At 73.1% G+C, this 17259-nt stretch carries 14 protein-coding genes; 13 read left to right on the top strand and 1 reads right to left on the bottom strand.

The window, feature by feature from the left end; all coding sequences use genetic code 11:
* The first annotated feature begins 23 nt into the window (after positions 1-23).
* The 7 genes from ssd to AC07DU_RS21520 all read left to right on the top strand — a co-directional run bounded on the left by ssd (position 24) and on the right by AC07DU_RS21520 (position 5042).
* On the top strand, positions 24-1226 hold the full coding sequence (gene ssd / locus AC07DU_RS21550) for a septum site-determining protein Ssd (RefSeq protein WP_360895070.1): 1203 nt from the start codon (positions 24-26) through the stop codon (positions 1224-1226).
* Positions 1223-2371: a TadA family conjugal transfer-associated ATPase gene (locus tag AC07DU_RS21545; protein ID WP_453371361.1), complete on the top strand. Its 1149-nt coding sequence runs from the start codon at positions 1223-1225 to the stop codon at positions 2369-2371. The genes ssd and AC07DU_RS21545 overlap by 4 nt, the downstream gene beginning before the upstream one ends.
* Entirely contained in the window at positions 2368-3252 is an 885-nt protein-coding gene (locus AC07DU_RS21540) for a type II secretion system F family protein (RefSeq protein WP_479112944.1), read from the top strand. Before AC07DU_RS21545 ends, AC07DU_RS21540 begins: the two co-directional genes overlap by 4 nt.
* Positions 3252-4028, top strand: coding sequence for a type II secretion system F family protein (locus AC07DU_RS21535; RefSeq protein WP_479112942.1), 777 nt, complete (start codon positions 3252-3254; stop codon positions 4026-4028). The genes AC07DU_RS21540 and AC07DU_RS21535 overlap by 1 nt, the downstream gene beginning before the upstream one ends.
* 93 nt (positions 4029-4121) lie before the next feature.
* Positions 4122-4319 (top strand): DUF4244 domain-containing protein, encoded by a 198-nt coding sequence (locus tag AC07DU_RS21530; RefSeq protein WP_360895164.1) that lies wholly within the window; start codon positions 4122-4124, stop codon positions 4317-4319.
* Entirely contained in the window at positions 4306-4692 is a 387-nt protein-coding gene (locus AC07DU_RS21525) for a TadE family type IV pilus minor pilin (protein ID WP_360895062.1), read from the top strand. The genes AC07DU_RS21530 and AC07DU_RS21525 overlap by 14 nt, the downstream gene beginning before the upstream one ends.
* Positions 4689-5042: an Rv3654c family TadE-like protein gene (locus AC07DU_RS21520; protein WP_479036081.1), complete on the top strand. Its 354-nt coding sequence runs from the start codon at positions 4689-4691 to the stop codon at positions 5040-5042. Before AC07DU_RS21525 ends, AC07DU_RS21520 begins: the two co-directional genes overlap by 4 nt.
* Before the next feature lie 76 nt (positions 5043-5118).
* On the opposite strand, the gene AC07DU_RS21515 is transcribed toward AC07DU_RS21520, so the two are convergent.
* Positions 5119-7590: a DEAD/DEAH box helicase gene (locus AC07DU_RS21515; RefSeq protein WP_360895056.1), complete on the bottom strand. Its 2472-nt coding sequence runs from the start codon at positions 7588-7590 to the stop codon at positions 5119-5121.
* 81 nt (positions 7591-7671) lie between these two features.
* On the opposite strand from AC07DU_RS21515, the gene bldG reads away from it, so the two are divergent.
* The 6 genes from bldG (at position 7672) to topA (ending at position 17183) form a co-directional block, all read left to right on the top strand.
* Entirely contained in the window at positions 7672-8013 is a 342-nt protein-coding gene (gene bldG, locus AC07DU_RS21510; protein ID WP_008743037.1) for an anti-sigma factor antagonist BldG, read from the top strand.
* A gap of 122 nt (positions 8014-8135) precedes the next feature.
* Positions 8136-8576, top strand: coding sequence for an ATP-binding protein (locus AC07DU_RS21505; RefSeq protein WP_360895053.1), 441 nt, complete (start codon positions 8136-8138; stop codon positions 8574-8576).
* 308 nt (positions 8577-8884) lie between these two features.
* Positions 8885-11287, top strand: a complete 2403-nt coding sequence (locus AC07DU_RS21500) for a sodium-translocating pyrophosphatase (RefSeq protein ID WP_360895050.1) — start codon at positions 8885-8887, stop codon at positions 11285-11287.
* A 162-nt stretch (positions 11288-11449) separates the two neighbouring features.
* On the top strand, positions 11450-12016 hold the full coding sequence (locus AC07DU_RS21495; RefSeq protein ID WP_360895048.1) for a small secreted protein: 567 nt from the start codon (positions 11450-11452) through the stop codon (positions 12014-12016).
* Positions 12017-12265: 249 nt separating this feature from the next.
* Complete coding sequence (locus AC07DU_RS21490) at positions 12266-13792, top strand: DUF7059 domain-containing protein (protein WP_479112938.1); 1527 nt, start codon at positions 12266-12268, stop codon at positions 13790-13792.
* Between the two features lie 577 nt (positions 13793-14369).
* Entirely contained in the window at positions 14370-17183 is a 2814-nt protein-coding gene (gene topA, locus AC07DU_RS21485) for a type I DNA topoisomerase (RefSeq protein ID WP_479112936.1), read from the top strand.
* Positions 17184-17259: the final 76 nt, after the last annotated feature.

The raw sequence follows: 17259 nt of genomic DNA, 5'->3' as shown, positions 1-17259 counted from the left end.
GCAGGGAGAGGGAGGCGGAGATCATGGCTCGATCGAAGTCGTGCGAAACGCCGGGGTCCGGGGCGGCCGGAAGCAGCCCGGGGGCCCGGGCCGGGGCGGCGGCCGTATCCGCGCCCGGTGGCGGGCGGCCCCTGATCATCACCGAGGATCCGCTGCTGCTCGACGACCTGCTGAGGCTGTGCGCGGCCGCGGGCGCCGAGCCGCACGTGCACCACGGCCTGCCCGAGCAGAGCGGGGCAGGGGGTGCGGCCGTCGCAAGTTCCGGGGATGTCGCGGGAGTCGGGTGGGAGTCCGCGCCGCTCGTACTGGTCGGGGACGACGCCGCGCGGCGGGTGCGCGGTGCGCCGCGCAGGGCCGGGGTGTTCCTCGTCGGCCGGGACCTGGACGACCCACTCGTATGGCAGCGCGCCGTGGAGATCGGCGCGGAGGAGGTGTTGCGGCTCCCCGACGCCGAGAGCCGGCTCGTCGACCGCATCGCCGATGTCGTCGAGGGAGCCGGACGGCCCGCCCTCGCCGTAGGGGTGATCGGCGGCAGCGGCGGGGCGGGAGCCTCCACCCTGGCTTGCGCACTCGCCGTCCGGGCCGCCCGCGCCGGAGAGCGCACCATCCTCATCGACGGCGATCCGCTAGGCGGGGGCATGGACGTACTGCTCGGGGGCGAGAGCGCCGAGGGCCTGCGCTGGCCGGACTTCGCGGGCTCGCGGGGAAGGGTGGGGGCCGGGGCACTGGAGGAGTCCCTCCCCGAGATGCACGCCCTGCGGGTGCTGAGCTGGGACCGGGGGGACCGGGTCGTGGTGCCGCCCGCCGCGATCCGGTCGGTGGTGGCCGCCGCGCGCCGCCGAGGCGGGGTCGTGGTGGTCGACCTCCCGCGGCGGGTGGACGAAGCGGTGGCCGAAGTGCTGGCGCAGCTCGATCTGGTGCTCATGGTGGTGCCGGGCGAGCTTCGGGCGGTGGCCGCGGCCGGCCGGGTGGCGGCCGGGGTGCGCATGGTGGCCCGGGACGTGCGTGTCGTCGTACGGGGCCGCTGCCCGGCCGGACTGGATCCCGAGGCCGTGGCCCGGCTGTTGGGAGCGCCGCTCGCCGGTGAGGTGCCGGTCGAGGTGGGGCTCCCGGGGCGGGTGGCCGAGGGGGAACCGCCGGGAGCGCAGGGGCGGGGCGCGCTGGCCCGGTTCTGCGACGGCTTCTGGCAGCGGGCGCTCGGACCCGCCCAAGGGGTGCCGGCATGAGCGCGGTGCTGCTGGACGCGGTGCGCCGACGACTGGCCGAGAGCGGGGCGGAACCGACCCCGGCGCGGGTGGCGGCGGCCCTGCGGGCCCAGGGCAGGCTGCTGGGGGACGCGGAAGTGCTGGGTGTGGCCGCCGAGTTACGGTCCGAGTTGGTCGGCGCCGGCCCGCTGGAGGCGCTGCTCGCCGATCCCGAGGTCACCGATGTGCTGGTGGCGGCGCCCGACCGGGTGTGGGTGGACCGCGGCGGCGGGCTGGAGCTGACCGGGGTGACCTTCGCCGACGCCGAGGCCGTGCGCAGGCTGGCCCAGCGGTTGGCGGCCGTGGCGGGGCGGCGGCTGGACGACGCCCGGCCCTGGGTGGACGCCCGGATGCCGGACGGCACCCGGCTGCACGCCGTACTGCCGCCGGTCTCGGTCGGATCGGCCTGCCTCTCGCTGCGCGTGGTGCGGCCGCGGGCCTTCACGCTGGAGGAGCTCGTCGCGGCGGGGACACTGCCACCCGGCGGACACCGGCTGCTCCGCGACATGGTGGAGGCCCGGCTGTCGTTCCTCGTCTCCGGTGGCACGGGAACGGGCAAGACCACCCTGCTGAGCGCCCTGTTGGGGCTGGTCGGACCGGGTGAGCGGATCGTGCTGGCCGAGGATTCGGCCGAGCTGCGCCCCGACCATCCGCATGTGGTGCGGCTGGAGACCCGGCCGGCCAATCAGGAGGGCGCGGGCCTGGTCACCCTGGCCGATCTGGTCCGCCAGGCACTGCGGATGCGGCCCGACCGGCTGGTGGTCGGCGAGGTCCGGGGCGCCGAGGTGGCCGACCTCCTCGCCGCCCTCAACACCGGGCATGAGGGCGGCTGCGGCACCGTCCACGCCAACGCCGCAGCCCACGTCCCGGCCCGGCTGGAGGCCCTCGGAACGGCCGCGGGGCTCGACCGGGCGGCCCTGCACAGCCAGTTGGCGGCCGCGCTGACGCTGGTGCTCCACCTGGTCCGGGACCGGGAAGGGCGGCGCCGGGTGGCCGAGGTGCACGTGCTGGAACGGGACGCCGCCGGCCTGGTGGTCACCGTACCGGCGCTGCGCTGGGCCGCTCGGGGCTTCGTACGGGAGCGGGGCTGGGAGAGGCTGCGGCCGCTGCTGCGGGGTGCCCGGTGAGCGCCGTGGCGGCGCTGCCGGTGCCGGTGTTCGCCGGGGTGCTGTGCGCCGGCGCGGCCGCGTGGGGGCTCGCCGGGGGTGACCGGGTCTCCCGGCGGGCCCGCCTGGTGCTCGCCGGCGGCGGCCCGCAGATCGCACACGGACCGGGAAAGCGGGAGCGCCTGTACATCGCCGTGCGGGTGCGGGCGGCGCGGCGGCGGGAGTGGGCCTGCCTCGTGGCCGGGCTGGTGGTCGCGGCGCTGGGCGGTTCCGTGCTCCCGCTGGTGGCGGGGGCGGCCGCGATGCCGCTGGTGCGGCGGTGGCTGCGGGTGCGGTCGCGGGAGCGGGCCCGGGCCGCGCGGGCCACCGAGGTGGTGGCCCTGTGCGGGGCGACGGCGGGAGAGCTCAGGGCGGGAGCCCAGCCCGGTCAGGCGCTGACGGCGGCGATGCGGCGGTCGGCCGCCGGCCCGGGCGGCCCCGGAGCGGCGGAGGCAGGGGTGCTGGCAGCCGCCGCGTTCGGCGGGGACGTGCCCGGGGCGCTGCGCCAGGCGGCGCGGGAGCCGGGCGCGGAGGGGCTGGCCGGCATGGCCGCCTGCTGGCGGGTGTCGGTGGACGGCGGCGCCGGACTGGCCGCCGGACTGGACCGGCTGGAGGGGGCCCTGCGGGCCGAGCGGGACCGGCAGGAGTCGCTGAGGGCCCAGCTGGCGGGAGCGAGGTCGACGGTGGTGGTCCTGGCCCTGCTGCCGCTGGTGGGCCTGCTGATCGGGACCGGGCTGGGCGCGGATCCACTGCGGGTGCTGCTGCACACCCCGATGGGGTGGGGCTGTCTGCTGGCGGGCGCGGTCCTGGAGGCGCTGGGGCTGCTGTGGTGCCGGCGGATCGTACGGGCGGGGGAGCGGTGATGAGCGGCTTCGTCGTCCACAGGCTGGGGATCGCGCTGTGCCTGGCGGTGGCGGCGCTGTGCATCCTCTCGGCGGTGACGGCGCGGATCCGGGGCCGGGCCGTTCGGCGTCGGACCAGGGCGTTGCTGGGTGCGCCGGCGTCTCCTCGGGGGCCGGTGCTCGGTGCCGGGGTGCGGGGCGCACTGGCGGTGTGGGCCGGGCCCGCCGGCGCGCTGCTGGCGGGCGGGCTGCTCATCGGCGGGGTGACGGGCCTGGTCGCCGGGGTCCTGGCCGCGCTCGGGGTGCGCCGGTGGCAGGCCCGGGTGCGGCCCCCGGTCGGTGTGGATCCGAGGGAGGCGGAGCGTCAGCTGCCGTTCGCCGCGGATCTGCTGGCGGCCTGCCTGGCGGCCGGGGCGGGCCCGGTGGAGGCCGCGGAGGTGGTGGGGGAGTCGCTGGGCGGCCCGGTGGGCGAGCGGCTGGCGCGGGCCGGGGCGGAGTTGCGGCTCGGCGGCGAACCGGGCGCCGGGTGGGGGAGGTTGGCGCAGATATCGGGCGCCCGGGAGCTCGCGGAATGCCTGGAGCGGGCCGCCTGGACGGGGGCGCCCGCGGCGGAACCGGTCTCGCGGCTCGCGTCGGCGCTCCGGGAGGACCGGGCGCGCCGGGCGGGCGCCAGGGCGCAGCGGGCGGCGGTGCTGGTCACCGCACCGGTCGGCTTGTGTTTTCTCCCCGCTTTCCTCGCGATCGGGGTCGCGCCGGTGGTGATCGGTATGGCCTCGGGACTCCTCTCGAACACCTGAAGTCCTATTGGTACCTACATCGACGAGATCAACGACATCAACGACATCAACAACATCAACAACATCAACAAAGGAAATCCACAGGAGGTTGCCATGAGGATCATCTGGTTTCGCGTACGGACGGCGCTGAGCCGTCGCGGGAGCGACGCGGGGATGTCCACGTCGGAATACGCCATGGGCACGATCGCGGCGTGCGCATTCGCGGCCGTTCTCTACAAGGTGGTGACGAGTGAAGTCGTGGCCACGGCCCTTCAGTCGACCATCGGGAAGGCGCTCGATGTGCCGTTCTGAGGGTAAGTCACGGGCCGTTCGCGAAATGCGGGACAGGGGATATGTGACGGCTGAGGCGGCCCTGGTGATCCCGGCCCTGGTGCTGTTCGCGGCGCTGCTGGTGTGGGCGCTGATGGCAGCCGCGGCCCAGATCCGGTGCGTGGACGCGGCCCGGGCCGGTGCCCGGGCGGCGTCGAGATCGGAGCCTACGGAGGTGGCCGTGGCGGCGGCGCGGGCGGCCGCCCCGCCGGGGGCGCGGGTGGAGCTGGAGCGGGTCGGCGACCTCTGGCAGGTCCGGGTGGCGGCGCCGGCGCCGGGGCCGAACGGGCTGCCGGTGCGCCTGGGCGCACGGGCGGTCGCCCTGGCGGAGGACAGCGTGGGGCCGCCGCCGTGAGCCGGTGCGGGGGCCGGGACCGGGGCTCGGCCACGGTCTGGGCGGCGCTGGTGGCGACGGTGCTGGGCGCGGTGTTCGGCGGTGTGCTGCTCCTGGGCCAGGCCGTCGTGGCCCGCCACCGCGCGGCGGCGGCCGCCGACCTGGCGGCGCTCGCGGCGGCGGCCGGCTGGGCCCACGGGCCGCAGAAGGCCTGCGCCGCGGCGCTCAGGGTGGCGCGGGCCCAGGGAGCGGAGCTCGGCGCGTGCCGTCTGGGGGGTGAGGTCGCCGAGGTCAGGGCCCGGGTCGCGGTGGGACCGTTCACCGCCACGATGGGGGCCCGCGCGGGCCCGCCCCTGACGGCGGCGCCCTGAGCGCCCGGCTCAGGGCCCGGGAGGTCGGAACGGGCCCAGGGGGCGCCGGGTGGGCCAGGAGGGGGTCAGGGCCCGTTCAGGGCGCGGGAGGAGGGCTGTCCGGGGCTTGGGCGAGGAGCCGGGAGAGGAGGCGGATGGCGCCGCGCTTGTGGAGGGGGTCGTTGCCGTTGCCGCACTTGGGGGACTGGATGCAGGAAGGGCAGCCCGCCTCGCACTCACAGGCGGCGATCGCGTCGCGGGTCGCCGTCAGCCAGGCGCGGGCCGTGTGGAAGGCGCGCTCCGAGAAGCCGGCGCCGCCGGGGTGGCCGTCGTAGACGAAGACCGTGGGCAGGAGGGTGTCGGGGTGCAGCGGCACGGAGACGCCGCCGATGTCCCAGCGGTCGCAGGTGGCGAACAGCGGGAGCAGGCCGATGGAGGCGTGCTCGGCGGCGTGCAGGGCGCCGCCGAGGATCTCCGGATTGATCCGGGCCTCGTCGAGCTGGTCCTCGGTCACCGTCCACCACACGGCGCGGGTGCGCAGCGTCCGGGGCGGAAGGTCCAGTTTGGCCTCGCCCAGGACCTCGCCGGTGATCAGTTTGCGCCGTAGATAGGAGACGACCTGGTTGGTGACCTCGACGGAACCGAAGCAGAGCCGGGCCGAGCCCCACGGGATCTCGGTCTCGGTCTCCAGGATGGAGATGGAGGTGGTGTCGCGGGCGGTGGTGGAGAAGGGCGGGTTCGCCTCCTCCACGAGGGCCACCGAGTCCTCCAGGTCCAGGTGCTGCACGAGGTACGTGCGGCCCTGGTGCAGGTGGACGGCCCCGTCGTGGACGGCGGTGTGGGCCGCCGACTCGTCGACGGTGCCCAGCAGCCGGCCGGTCGCGGCCTCGACGATCTGCACCGGGCGGCCGCCGCCGCCCCGGATGTCGGTCAGGTCCGAGGCGCGCTCCCGCCGGGTCCAGTGCCAGGCCGTCGCCCGGCGGCGCAGCAGCTTCGCCGCTTCGAGCTGGGGCAGGAGGTCCTCGGTCGCCGGGCCGAAGAGTTCCAGGTCCGCCTCGGTCAGCGGCAGCTCCGCCGCCGCCGCGCACAGGTGGGGGGCCAGGACGTACGGGTTGTCGGGGTCCAGCACGGTGGCTTCCACCGGTTGGCGGAACAGCGCCTCGGGATGGTGGACGAGGTAGGTGTCCAGGGGGTCGTCCCGGGCGATCAGCACGGCCAGGGCGCCCTGCCCCGCGCGTCCGGCGCGGCCGGCCTGCTGCCACAGGGAGGCCCGGGTGCCCGGGTAGCCGGTGATCAGCACGGCGTCCAGGCCCGAGACGTCCACGCCCAGCTCCAGGGCGGTCGTGGCGGCCAGGCCCAGCAGTTCGCCGGAGTGCAGGGCCCGCTCCAGGGCCCGGCGCTCCTCGGGCAGGTAGCCGCCCCGGTAGGCGGCGACACGCCGGACGAGGGAGCGGTCCACATGGGCGAGCCGTTCCTGGGCGATCACGGAAATCAGCTCGGCGCCGCGCCGGGAGCGGACGAAGGCGACCGTACGGACCCCCTGCACGACCAGGTCGGTCAGCAGGTCGGCGGTCTCGGCGGTGGCGGTGCGGCGTACCGGCGCGCCCCTCTCGCCCCGCAGCTCGGTGAGCAGCGGCGGCTCCCACAGGGCGAAGACCACTTCGCCGCGCGGGGAGGCGTCGTCCGTGATCTCGATCACCCGCATGCCGGTCAGCCGTGACGCGGCCGCCGCCGGGTCGCTGGCGGTGGCGGAGGCCAGCAGGAAGACCGGCTGCGAGCCGTAGCGGGCGCACAGCCGCCGCAGCCGGCGCAGTACCTGGGCCACGTGCGAGCCGAAGACCCCGCGGTAGGTGTGGCACTCGTCGATCACGACGTAGCGCAGCGAGCGCAGGAAGGAGGCCCAGCGGGGGTGGGAGGGGAGGATCCCGCGGTGCAGCATGTCGGGGTTGGTCAGGACGTAGTTCGCGTACTGGCGTACCCACTCGCGTTCCTCGACGGGCGTGTCCCCGTCGTAGACCGCGGGCCGTACGGCGTTGCCCAGCGGGGCGGCCAGCTCCCGAACGGCGCGCCGCTGGTCGGCCGCCAGGGCCTTGGTGGGGGCCAGGTACAGGGCGGTCGCGCCCCGGCCGTTCGGGGCCTCGGCGCCGTCCGCCAGGGCCGAGAGCACGGGCGCCAGGTACGCCAGGGACTTGCCGGAGGCGGTGCCGGTGGCGACGACCACCGATTCGCCGTCCAGGGCGTGCTCGGCGGCCGCGGCCTGATGCTCCCACGGGTGTTCGATTCCGGCGGCCTGGATGGCTGCTACGACATCCGTTCGGATGCGGTCGGGCCACACTGCATGACGACCCGCCCGAGGGGGCAAGTGCTCCGTATGGGTGATGCGCGCAGCTCGGGAAGGCCCCCGTGACAGGCGGTCCAGGACCGTGCCGGGGGTGGGTCGGTGGTCCGCGGTTGCCGTGGGCCGACCGGGACGGTGAGTATGGGCCATCGGAACCGAGTGTGTCACCGGCTTGCGGGACAATGGTCCGAAGGCGTCGTGCGCGCCTGCCGGTAAGTGATTGAATGCCATCGCGGCAGCCAATCCCTCGCCCACCTTCGGGTGGGGAGGCCCCTGGGGGGCGCCGCTCGATAGCAAGGTGCTGGAGGATCCGTGGACCTGTCCCTGTCGACTCGCACTGTCGGCGACCGTACGGTCGTAGAGGTCGGTGGCGAGATTGATGTGTATACCGCGCCCAAGCTGCGCGAGCAGTTGGTCGAGTTGGTGAACGACGGCAGCTACCACCTGGTTGTCGACATGGAGCGAGTGGACTTCCTCGACTCCACCGGCCTCGGTGTGCTCGTGGGAGGCCTCAAGCGCGTTCGTGCGCACGAGGGCTCGCTGCGTCTGGTGTGCAACCAGGAGCGCATCCTGAAGATCTTCCGAATCACCGGTCTGACCAAGGTGTTCCCCATCCACACCACGGTGGAAGACGCCGTCAACGCCACCGACTGACGGCTCCAGGCGTCTTCTGGCGGCCCGCGGGCCGCAGGGAGTCGACGAGGAGAGAAGGGGTACCGGGCCACGGGTGGCCCGGGCCCCTGTCAAGGCACGCCCGTAGTCCGAGGGGGACGCGCATGGCCACCGTTGAACTGCGCTTCAGCGCCCAGCCCGAACACGTCCGGACGGCCCGCCTGGTCGCGGCCGCCGTGGCACGCCGGGCCGGTGTGGAGGAAGCCGTCCTCGACGAGGTTCGCCTCGCCGTGGGCGAGGCCTGCTCGCGTGCCGTCGGACTCCATCGCAGCAACGGGCTGACCGCGCCCGTCCGGGTGGTGCTGACCGAGGAGGACAAGCTGTTCTCCATCGAGGTCGGCGACGAGGTCCCCGGCCCGGGTGGCGGCCCGGGCGACACCGTCTCCGGCATCGACGCCGTCCTGGACGCCGACGTCGAAGCCGAGGACGAGATGGGTCTCGCCGTGATCAGCGGGCTCGTCGACGATGTCGAGGTGACCACGGGCGAGTCGGGCGGGACCATCCGCATGAGCTGGCCCGTCTCCGGGGCCTCCGACCTTCCGTGAGGTCCGCCGCCCGTAAGACCCGGAAGATCCGCCGCCCGTAACCGCCCGGAAGATCCATCGCGCGCACGCCCATCGTATCTTCCGATCTTTATCAAGGCCCTGCCGAGCAGGGCCTTTTTCATTTCTCTAGATCAAATGATCAGGCGTCAATGCCTTTGCCCCATTACCGCTTTCGAGGGTAATGGAGTGACGCGATCTATTGCTGAGAAGCGAGAGCGCGCCAATTCCGCTTCCTGCCCACTGTTTTGATCGGGGCGCGCTCCCTACAATCCGTCCACATCTTGAGCTCATCACGTCAAGGAGGACGAATGACGGGGCTCTTCACCCCTATCGCGCCGGATCGCACCACTGATCTGGCAGCCGCAGTACTCACCGATGACAATCGGCTCATCGTGATCGTCATTGCGGTCGTGGCACTCGCCGCGCTCGTCGTCGCGCAGATCCTGGTCCGCCAGGTCCTCGCCGCCGACGAGGGAACCGACAGCATGAAGAAGATCGCCGCCGCCGTCCAGGAAGGCGCCAACGCCTACCTCGGACGGCAGTTGCGCACCCTCGGCGTCTTCGCCGTCGTGGTCTTCTTCCTTCTCTTCCTGCTCCCCGCCGACGACTGGAACCAGCGGGCCGGACGATCCGCCTTCTTCCTCGTCGGCGCCCTCTTCTCCGCGGCCACCGGTTACATCGGCATGCGCCTCGCGGTCCGTGCCAACGTCCGCGTCGCCGCAGCCGCCCGCGAGGCCACCCCGGCCGAGGGCGAACCCGCCAAGGACCTGACCGAGGTCTCCCACAAGGCGATGAAGATCGCCTTCCGTACGGGCGGCGTGGTCGGCATGTTCACCGTCGGCCTCGGCCTGCTCGGCGCCTCCTGCGTCGTCCTGGTCTACGCGGCCGACGCACCCAAGGTCCTGGAGGGCTTCGGCCTCGGCGCCGCCCTGATCGCGATGTTCATGCGCGTGGGCGGCGGCATCTTCACCAAGGCCGCCGACGTCGGCGCCGACCTGGTCGGCAAGGTCGAGCAGGGCATTCCGGAGGACGACCCGCGCAATGCCGCGACCATCGCCGACAACGTGGGCGACAACGTCGGAGACTGCGCCGGAATGGCGGCCGACCTCTTCGAGTCCTACGCCGTCACCCTGGTGGCCGCGCTCATCCTCGGCAAGGCCGCCTTCGGCGACCTGGGCCTCGCCTTCCCGCTGATCGTCCCCGCGATCGGCGTGATCACCGCGATGATCGGCATCTTCGCGGTCTCCCCGCGCCGGTCCGACCGCAGCGGCATGACCGCCATCAACCGCGGCTTCTTCATCTCCGCCGTGATCTCCCTGGTGCTGGTCGCGATCGCCGTCTACGCCTACCTGCCGGCCACCTACAAGGAGCTCGCGGGCGTCGAGAACCCCGCGATCACCAACCACTCCGGTGACCCGCGCGTCCTGGCCGTCGTCGCCGTCGCCATCGGCATCGTGCTCGCGGCCCTGATCCAGCAGCTCACCGGCTACTTCACCGAGACCAACCGGCGCCCCGTCCGGGACATCGGGAAGTCCTCCCTCACCGGCGCGGCCACCGTCGTCCTCGCCGGCATCTCCGTCGGCCTGGAGTCCGCCGTCTACACGGCGCTGCTCATCGGCCTCGGCGTCTACGGCGCGTTCCTGCTCGGCGGTACGTCGATCATGCTCGCGCTCTTCGCGGTGGCCCTGGCCGGCACCGGCCTGCTCACCACCGTCGGCGTCATCGTCGCCATGGACACCTTCGGGCCCGTCTCCGACAACGCCCAGGGCATCGCCGAGATGTCCGGCGACGTCCAGGGCGCCGGCGCGCAGGTCCTGACCGACCTGGACGCCGTCGGCAACACCACCAAGGCCATCACCAAGGGCATCGCCATCGCCACGGCCGTCCTCGCCGCGGCCGCGCTCTTCGGCTCGTACAACGACGCGATCGCCACCGCGGTCAAGGACGTCGGTGCCAAGGCCGGGGAGATGAACCTCAGCCTCGACATCGCCCAGCCCAACAACCTGGTCGGGCTGATCCTGGGCGCCGCCGTCGTGTTCCTGTTCTCCGGTCTGGCCATCAACGCGGTCTCCCGCTCCGCGGGCGCCGTGGTCTACGAGGTGCGCCGCCAGTTCCGCGAGCACCCGGGGATCATGGACTACAGCGAGAAGCCCGAGTACGGGCGCGTCGTCGACATCTGCACCAAGGACGCGCTGCGCGAGCTCGCCACGCCCGGCCTGCTCGCCGTCCTCACCCCCATCGCCGTGGGCTTCTCCCTCGGCGTGGGCGCCCTCGGCTCCTTCCTCGCCGGCGCCATCGGCACGGGCACGCTGATGGCGGTGTTCCTCGCCAACTCCGGCGGCGCGTGGGACAACGCGAAGAAGCTCGTCGAGGACGGTCACCACGGCGGCAAGGGCAGCGAGGCCCACGCCGCGGTCGTCATCGGTGACACGGTCGGCGACCCGTTCAAGGACACCGCCGGTCCCGCGATCAACCCGCTGCTCAAGGTCATGAACCTGGTGGCGCTGCTGATCGCCCCCGCCGTCGTGCAGTTCAGCTACGGCGAGGACACCAGCCCGGCCGTACGGGCCGTGGTCGCCATCCTCGCGATCACCGTCATCATCGGCGCGGTGTACATCTCCAAGCGCCGGGGCATCGCCGTCGGTGACGAGACCGAGGGCGGAGCCGCCGAGCGGGTGGCCCAGTCGGCCGACCCCGCGACTGTCTCCTGACCCGAGCCCGGGCAGCAGGACGGGCAGAGCCGGGCAGGGCCGGCCGTACGCCCGAACGGCGGACAGGCGGCGCGGACTGACGCGCCGTCTGTCCGCCTTTGTGCGTGGCCTGATGGCGGCCGTGTATCTTCCGGGCCGAGAGCCTTCGAAGGGACCAATCCGGTGAACAAGAAGCTTGCGGCCGCGTTGTCGGGCAGTGCGGTGCTGATGCTCGTCCTGTCCGGCTGCGGCGGGGACGACGGCGACGAGAAGGCCAACGCCTGGGCCAAGAAGGTCTGCGACCAGTGGCAGCCCGAACTCAAGAAGATCGAGACGGCCAACGCCGAGATCAAGCGGGTGGCGACCGAGAGCAGTAAGCCCGAGGAGGTCCAGAAGGCCGACTCCGCGGCGTTCGGGACCATGACGGAGTCGTACAAGGAGATGGGGAGCGCCCTGGGGGAGGCGGGAGTTCCGCCGGTCAAGAACGGCCAGGCGACCCTGGACTCGGCGGTCAAGGGCTTCGAGGCGGCCTCCAAGGGCTACGCCGACCTGAAGACGAAGATGGACGCCCTCGACCCCAAGGACCAGACGAAGTTCGCCGACGGCCTCAAGGAGGTCGCGGGCGGCCTGGAGGAGGCCACCAAGGGCGGCAAGGACGCGGTGGCCACGCTGAACGCGGGCGGTCTGGACAAGGCGATCAACAGCCAGAAGGGCTGCCAGGTCGCGGCGCCGTCGCCCTCGCCCAAGTAACGCGCCGAGCCGGTACGCCGGTCAGCCCGGCTGGTACGCAGGGCGGGGCAGCCGGTACGCCGGTCGGGTCGGCTGGTACGCCGCTCAGGCCCAGCCGGTACGCCGGTCAGCCCGGCCGGTACGCCTGCCAGGCCCGCCGCGTACGTCCGTCAGGGCGGCCGGGGTCCCGCAAGGGGCCCGCGGCCGCCCTTTCGCGCAACCGGGCCCGGGCTGACCCGCAGGACGGGCGCCAGCGGACACAATGGACCCGTGAGTACCAGCAGCCTTCCCACGCCCGCCCACGCCGCCGAGCTCCGCAGCGCCCTGCTGGCCGCCGGTTTCACCGCCGACGGCCTGCTCGACCTGCTCGGCGCCCCCGCCTACGCCGCGCTGGCCCGCAGCGAGACGGTTCCCGCCCTGCGTGCCACCCGTGGCGGCGGCGACAGCCCGCTCGCGGGCCTGGTCCTGCTGTTCCTGCTCCAGCAGCCCGTGCCGTACGTGCACGCCGAGGCCGCGCTGCCCGTCGAGGCGGCCCTGGCCGACGGCTGGCTGCGCAGCGAGGGCGACGAGGTGCACGCCACCGTCGACGTCCGCCCGTACGGAGGCCCCGACGGCGAGGATTGGTTCATCGTCTCCGACCTCGGCTGCGCCGTCGGCGGGGCCGGCGGCATCGGCAGCCGGGGGCGCCAGCCGGGCACGGGGGTGGTCCTCGGGGTCGGCGGCGCCTCCACCACCCTGGCCGGGATCACCGTCCGCACCCCGGTCGGCTCCGCGCTCGACCTCGGCACCGGCTCGGGCATCCAGGCGCTGCACGCCGCCCAGCACGCCACCCGGGTCACCGCCACCGACGTCAACCCCAGGGCCCTGGAATTCACCCGTCTGACGCTGGCCCTGTCCGGCGCGCCCGAGGCCGAGCTCCTCACGGGGTCGCTCTTCGAGCCGGTCGGGGAGGCCACGTACGACCTGATCGTGTCGAACCCGCCGTTCGTGATCTCACCCGGCGCCCGGCTGACGTACCGCGACGGCGGCATGGGCGGCGACGACCTGTGCCGGACCCTGGTCCAGCAGGCCGGAGCCCACCTCAACCCGGGCGGCTACGCGCAGTTCCTCGGCAACTGGCAGCACGTGGACGGCGAGGACTGGCAGGACCGGCTCCGCTCCTGGGTGCCGCGCGGCTGCGATGCCTGGATCGTGCAGCGTGACGTACAGGACGTGACGCAGTACGCGGAGCTGTGGCTGCGCGACGCGGGCGACCATCAGAGCGACCCCGCCGAGTACGCGCGCCGGTACGAGGACTGGCTGGACGAGTTCGAGGCCCGCAAGACGAAGTCCGTCGGCTTCGGCTGGATCACCCTGCGTCGTTCCGACGCGCCCGAGCCCTCGATCGTGATCGAGGAGTGGCCGCACACGGTGGAGCAGCCGCTCGGCGAGAGCGTCCTGGCCCACTTCGCCCGCCAGGACTACCTGCGCGAGCACGACGACGCGGCCCTGCTGGAGGCCCGTTTCACCCTGGCCGCGGAAGTGGTCCAGGAGCAGGTCGGCGCTCCCGGCGCGGAGGATCCGGAGCACGTCGTGCTCCGGCAGCACCGCGGGATGCGGCGCGCCACCAAGGTCGACACCGTCGGCGCGGGCTTCGCCGGAGTGTGTGACGGCTCACTGACCGCCGGCCGGATCCTGGACGCGATCGCGCAGCTGATGCAGGAGGACCCGGTCGTCCTGCGGGACCGGACTCCGGAGGCCATCCGGATGCTGGTCGAGCAAGGTTTCCTGGAGCCCGTGGCGGGGCCCGCGCACTAGCCGGCACCGGAATGTAACCCGGGGTTCGCCCGCTGTATCCCCCCGGCTGGCAGTGTCCTGCGCAGCGGGATCCGGGGGGATCCCGAGGGCGGCCCGGGGGAAGAGGGGAACCGCGGGGAGGACGGTCCGGCGATCTTCGCCGCGACGGTGTTCCTGCAGTTCGGGGCCGCTCAACAGGCCAGGACGGGGGCGCGCGCCCCACACCGTGCACCGGTGGCGGGAGGCGCGCGCCCCGTCGTGGTCGTACCGGGGCCGCGGCCGGTCGGCGGCCCCGGCCGGCCCTCGCGTCACGGCGCGCCCCGCGGGTGCGGCGCGGGGCTGCGACCGGCCCGGATCCGGCCCTCGGGGGCGGCGCGGGACACAGCGCCGGAGCGGGGCCAGACGGCCCCCCGGCCACCCGGCCCGGTGATCGGTAAGGCTCCGCCGCGACATCCGGGCGGCAGAAACGGCACTTGTCGGGTTACCGTTCGAGTGGCCGTTGCGGGCTTCTGCCGTTTGACACGGGGGCGGGTTGTACCGTCACACTCCGCAGCGTCGCCGTACTGCGACCGAGTGCCGACCGGAGAGAAGAGCCAAGTTGTCCCCGACTAGCGAGACCGCAAAGGGCGGCCGCCGACTCGTCATCGTCGAGTCCCCAGCCAAGGCGAAGACGATCAAGGGCTACCTCGGCCCCGGATACGTCGTCGAGGCGAGCGTCGGGCACATCCGCGACCTCCCGAACGGCGCGGCCGAGGTTCCCGACAAGTACACCGGCGAGGTCCGCCGCCTCGGCGTGGACGTCGAGCACGACTTCCAGCCGATCTACGTCGTCAACGCGGACAAGAAGGCCCAGGTCAGGAAGCTCAAGGAGCTGCTGGCCGAGTCCGACGAACTCTTCCTCGCCACCGATGAGGACCGCGAGGGCGAAGCCATCGCGTGGCACCTGCAGGAAGTCCTCAAGCCCAAGGTCCCCGTCCACCGGATGGTCTTCCACGAGATCACCAAGGACGCGATCCGCGACGCCGTCGCCAACCCGCGCGAGCTCAACCAGCGCATGGTCGACGCCCAGGAGACCCGCCGCATCCTCGACCGCCTCTACGGCTACGAGGTCTCGCCGGTCCTGTGGAAGAAGGTCATGCCGCGCCTGTCGGCCGGCCGCGTCCAATCCGTCGCCACCCGCATGGTCGTCGAGCGGGAGCGCGAGCGCATCGCCTTCCGCTCCGCCGAGTACTGGGACCTGACCGGCACCTTCTCCACCGGCCGCGCCGGAGACGCCTCCGACCCGTCGACGCTGGTCGCCCGCCTGAACACGGTGGACGGCAAGCGCGTCGCGCAGGGTCGTGACTTCAGCTCCACCGGGCAGCTCAAGAGCGAGGTGCTGCACCTCGACGAGCAGGGCGCCCGGGCGCTCGCCGCCGCCCTGGAGGACAGCTCCTTCGCCGTCCGGTCGGTCGAGTCCAAGCCGTACCGCCGTTCTCCGTACGCGCCGTTCCGTACGACGACGCTCCAGCAGGAGGCCTCGCGCAAGCTGGGCTTCGGTGCGAAGGCGACGATGCAGGTGGCGCAGAAGCTGTACGAGAACGGCTTCATCACCTACATGCGTACCGACTCCACGACGCTGTCCGACACCGCGGTGTCGGCGGCCCGGGCGCAGGTCACGCAGCTCTACGGGGCCGACTACCTGCCGGAGAAGCCGCGCGTCTACGCCGGCAAGGTCAAGAACGCGCAGGAGGCGCACGAGGCGATCCGGCCTTCGGGTGATCGTTTCCGCACCCCCGCCGAGACGGGTCTGACCGGCGACCAGTTCCGCCTCTACGAGCTGATCTGGAAGCGGACCGTCGCCTCCCAGATGAAGGACGCGGTCGGCAACTCGGTGACCGTCAAGATCGGCGGCCGCGCTTCGGACGGACGCGACGCCGAGTTCACCGCCTCCGGCAAGACGATCACCTTCCACGGCTTCATGAAGGCGTACGTCGAGGGCGCGGACGACCCGAACGCGGAGCTCGACGACCGCGAGAAGCGCCTTCCGCAGGTCGCGGAGGGCGACGCGCTCACCGCCGAGGAGATCACGGCGGACGGCCACTCGACCAAGCCGCCGGCCCGCTACACCGAGGCCTCGCTGGTCAAGGAGCTCGAAGAGCGCGAGATCGGCCGCCCGTCGACGTACGCGTCGATCATCGGCACGATCCTGGACCGCGGCTACGTCTTCAAGAAGGGCACGGCGCTCGTGCCGTCGTTCCTCTCGTTCGCCGTGGTGAACCTGCTGGAGACGCACTTCGGCCGGCTCGTCGACTACGACTTCACCGCGAAGATGGAGGACGACCTCGACCGCATCGCGCGGGGCGAGGCCCAGTCCGTGCCGTGGCTGAAGCGGTTCTACTTCGGCGCGGAGGACGCCTCGGAGGTCGTACCGGCCGACGGCGACGCGCTCGGCGGCCTCAAGGAGCTGGTCACGGACCTCGGCGCGATCGACGCCCGGGAGATCTCCTCCTTCCCGGTCGGTGAAGGCATCGTGCTGCGGGTCGGCCGCTACGGGCCGTACGTCGAGCGCGGCGAGAAGGACGCGGAGGGCCACCAGCGGGCCGACGTCCCGGACGACATGGCTCCGGACGAGCTGACGGTCGAGTACGCGGAGGAGCTGTTCGCGAAGCCGAGCGGCGAGTTCGAGCTCGGCAAGGACCCGGTCAGCGGGAATGAAATCGTCGCGAAGGACGGTCGCTACGGGCCGTATGTGACGGAGATCCTGCCCGAGGGCACACCGAAGACGGGCAAGAACGCGGTCAAGCCGCGGACGGCATCGCTCTTCAAGTCGATGAGCCTGGACACGGTCACGCTGGACGACGCGCTGAAGCTCATGTCGCTGCCGCGCGTGGTCGGCGTCGACGCGGAGGGCGTGGAGATCACGGCCCAGAACGGCCGCTACGGCCCGTACCTGAAGAAGGGCACGGACTCGCGGTCCCTGGAGACCGAGGACCAGCTCTTCTCGATCACGCTGGACGAGGCCCTGGCCATCTACGCGCAGCCGAAGCAGCGGGGCCGCGCCGCGGCCAAGCCGCCGCTGAAGGAACTGGGCACGGACCCGGTCAGCCAGAAGCCGGTGGTGGTCAAGGACGGCCGCTTCGGCCCGTACGTGACGGACGGCGAGACGAACGCGACGCTGCGGCGGGACGACGACGTCGAGACGATCACGCCGGAGCGGGGCTACGAGCTGCTCGCGGAGAAGCGGGCCAAGGGCCCGGCCAAGAAGACGGCGAAGAAGGCTCCCGCCAAGAAGGCCCCCGCCAAGAAGGCCCCGGCGAAGAAGGCGACGGCGACGAAGACCGCCGCCGCGAAGAAGACGACGGCGGCCAAGAAGACGACCGCCAAGAAGACCGTGGCGAAGAAGGCGGCAGCGACCCCGGCGGACGAGTAGCCGCTCACGGCTGTTCCAGCCCCGTCGGCGTTTGAGGCGGGGTCCGGGGCGAAGCCCCGAAAGCCGGGCGCAGCCC

Source organism: Streptomyces sp. NPDC045695, from assembly GCF_056432025.1.
Note: the sequence above shows the minus strand (reverse complement) of the source record. Positions and strands in the feature narration are given on the sequence as shown.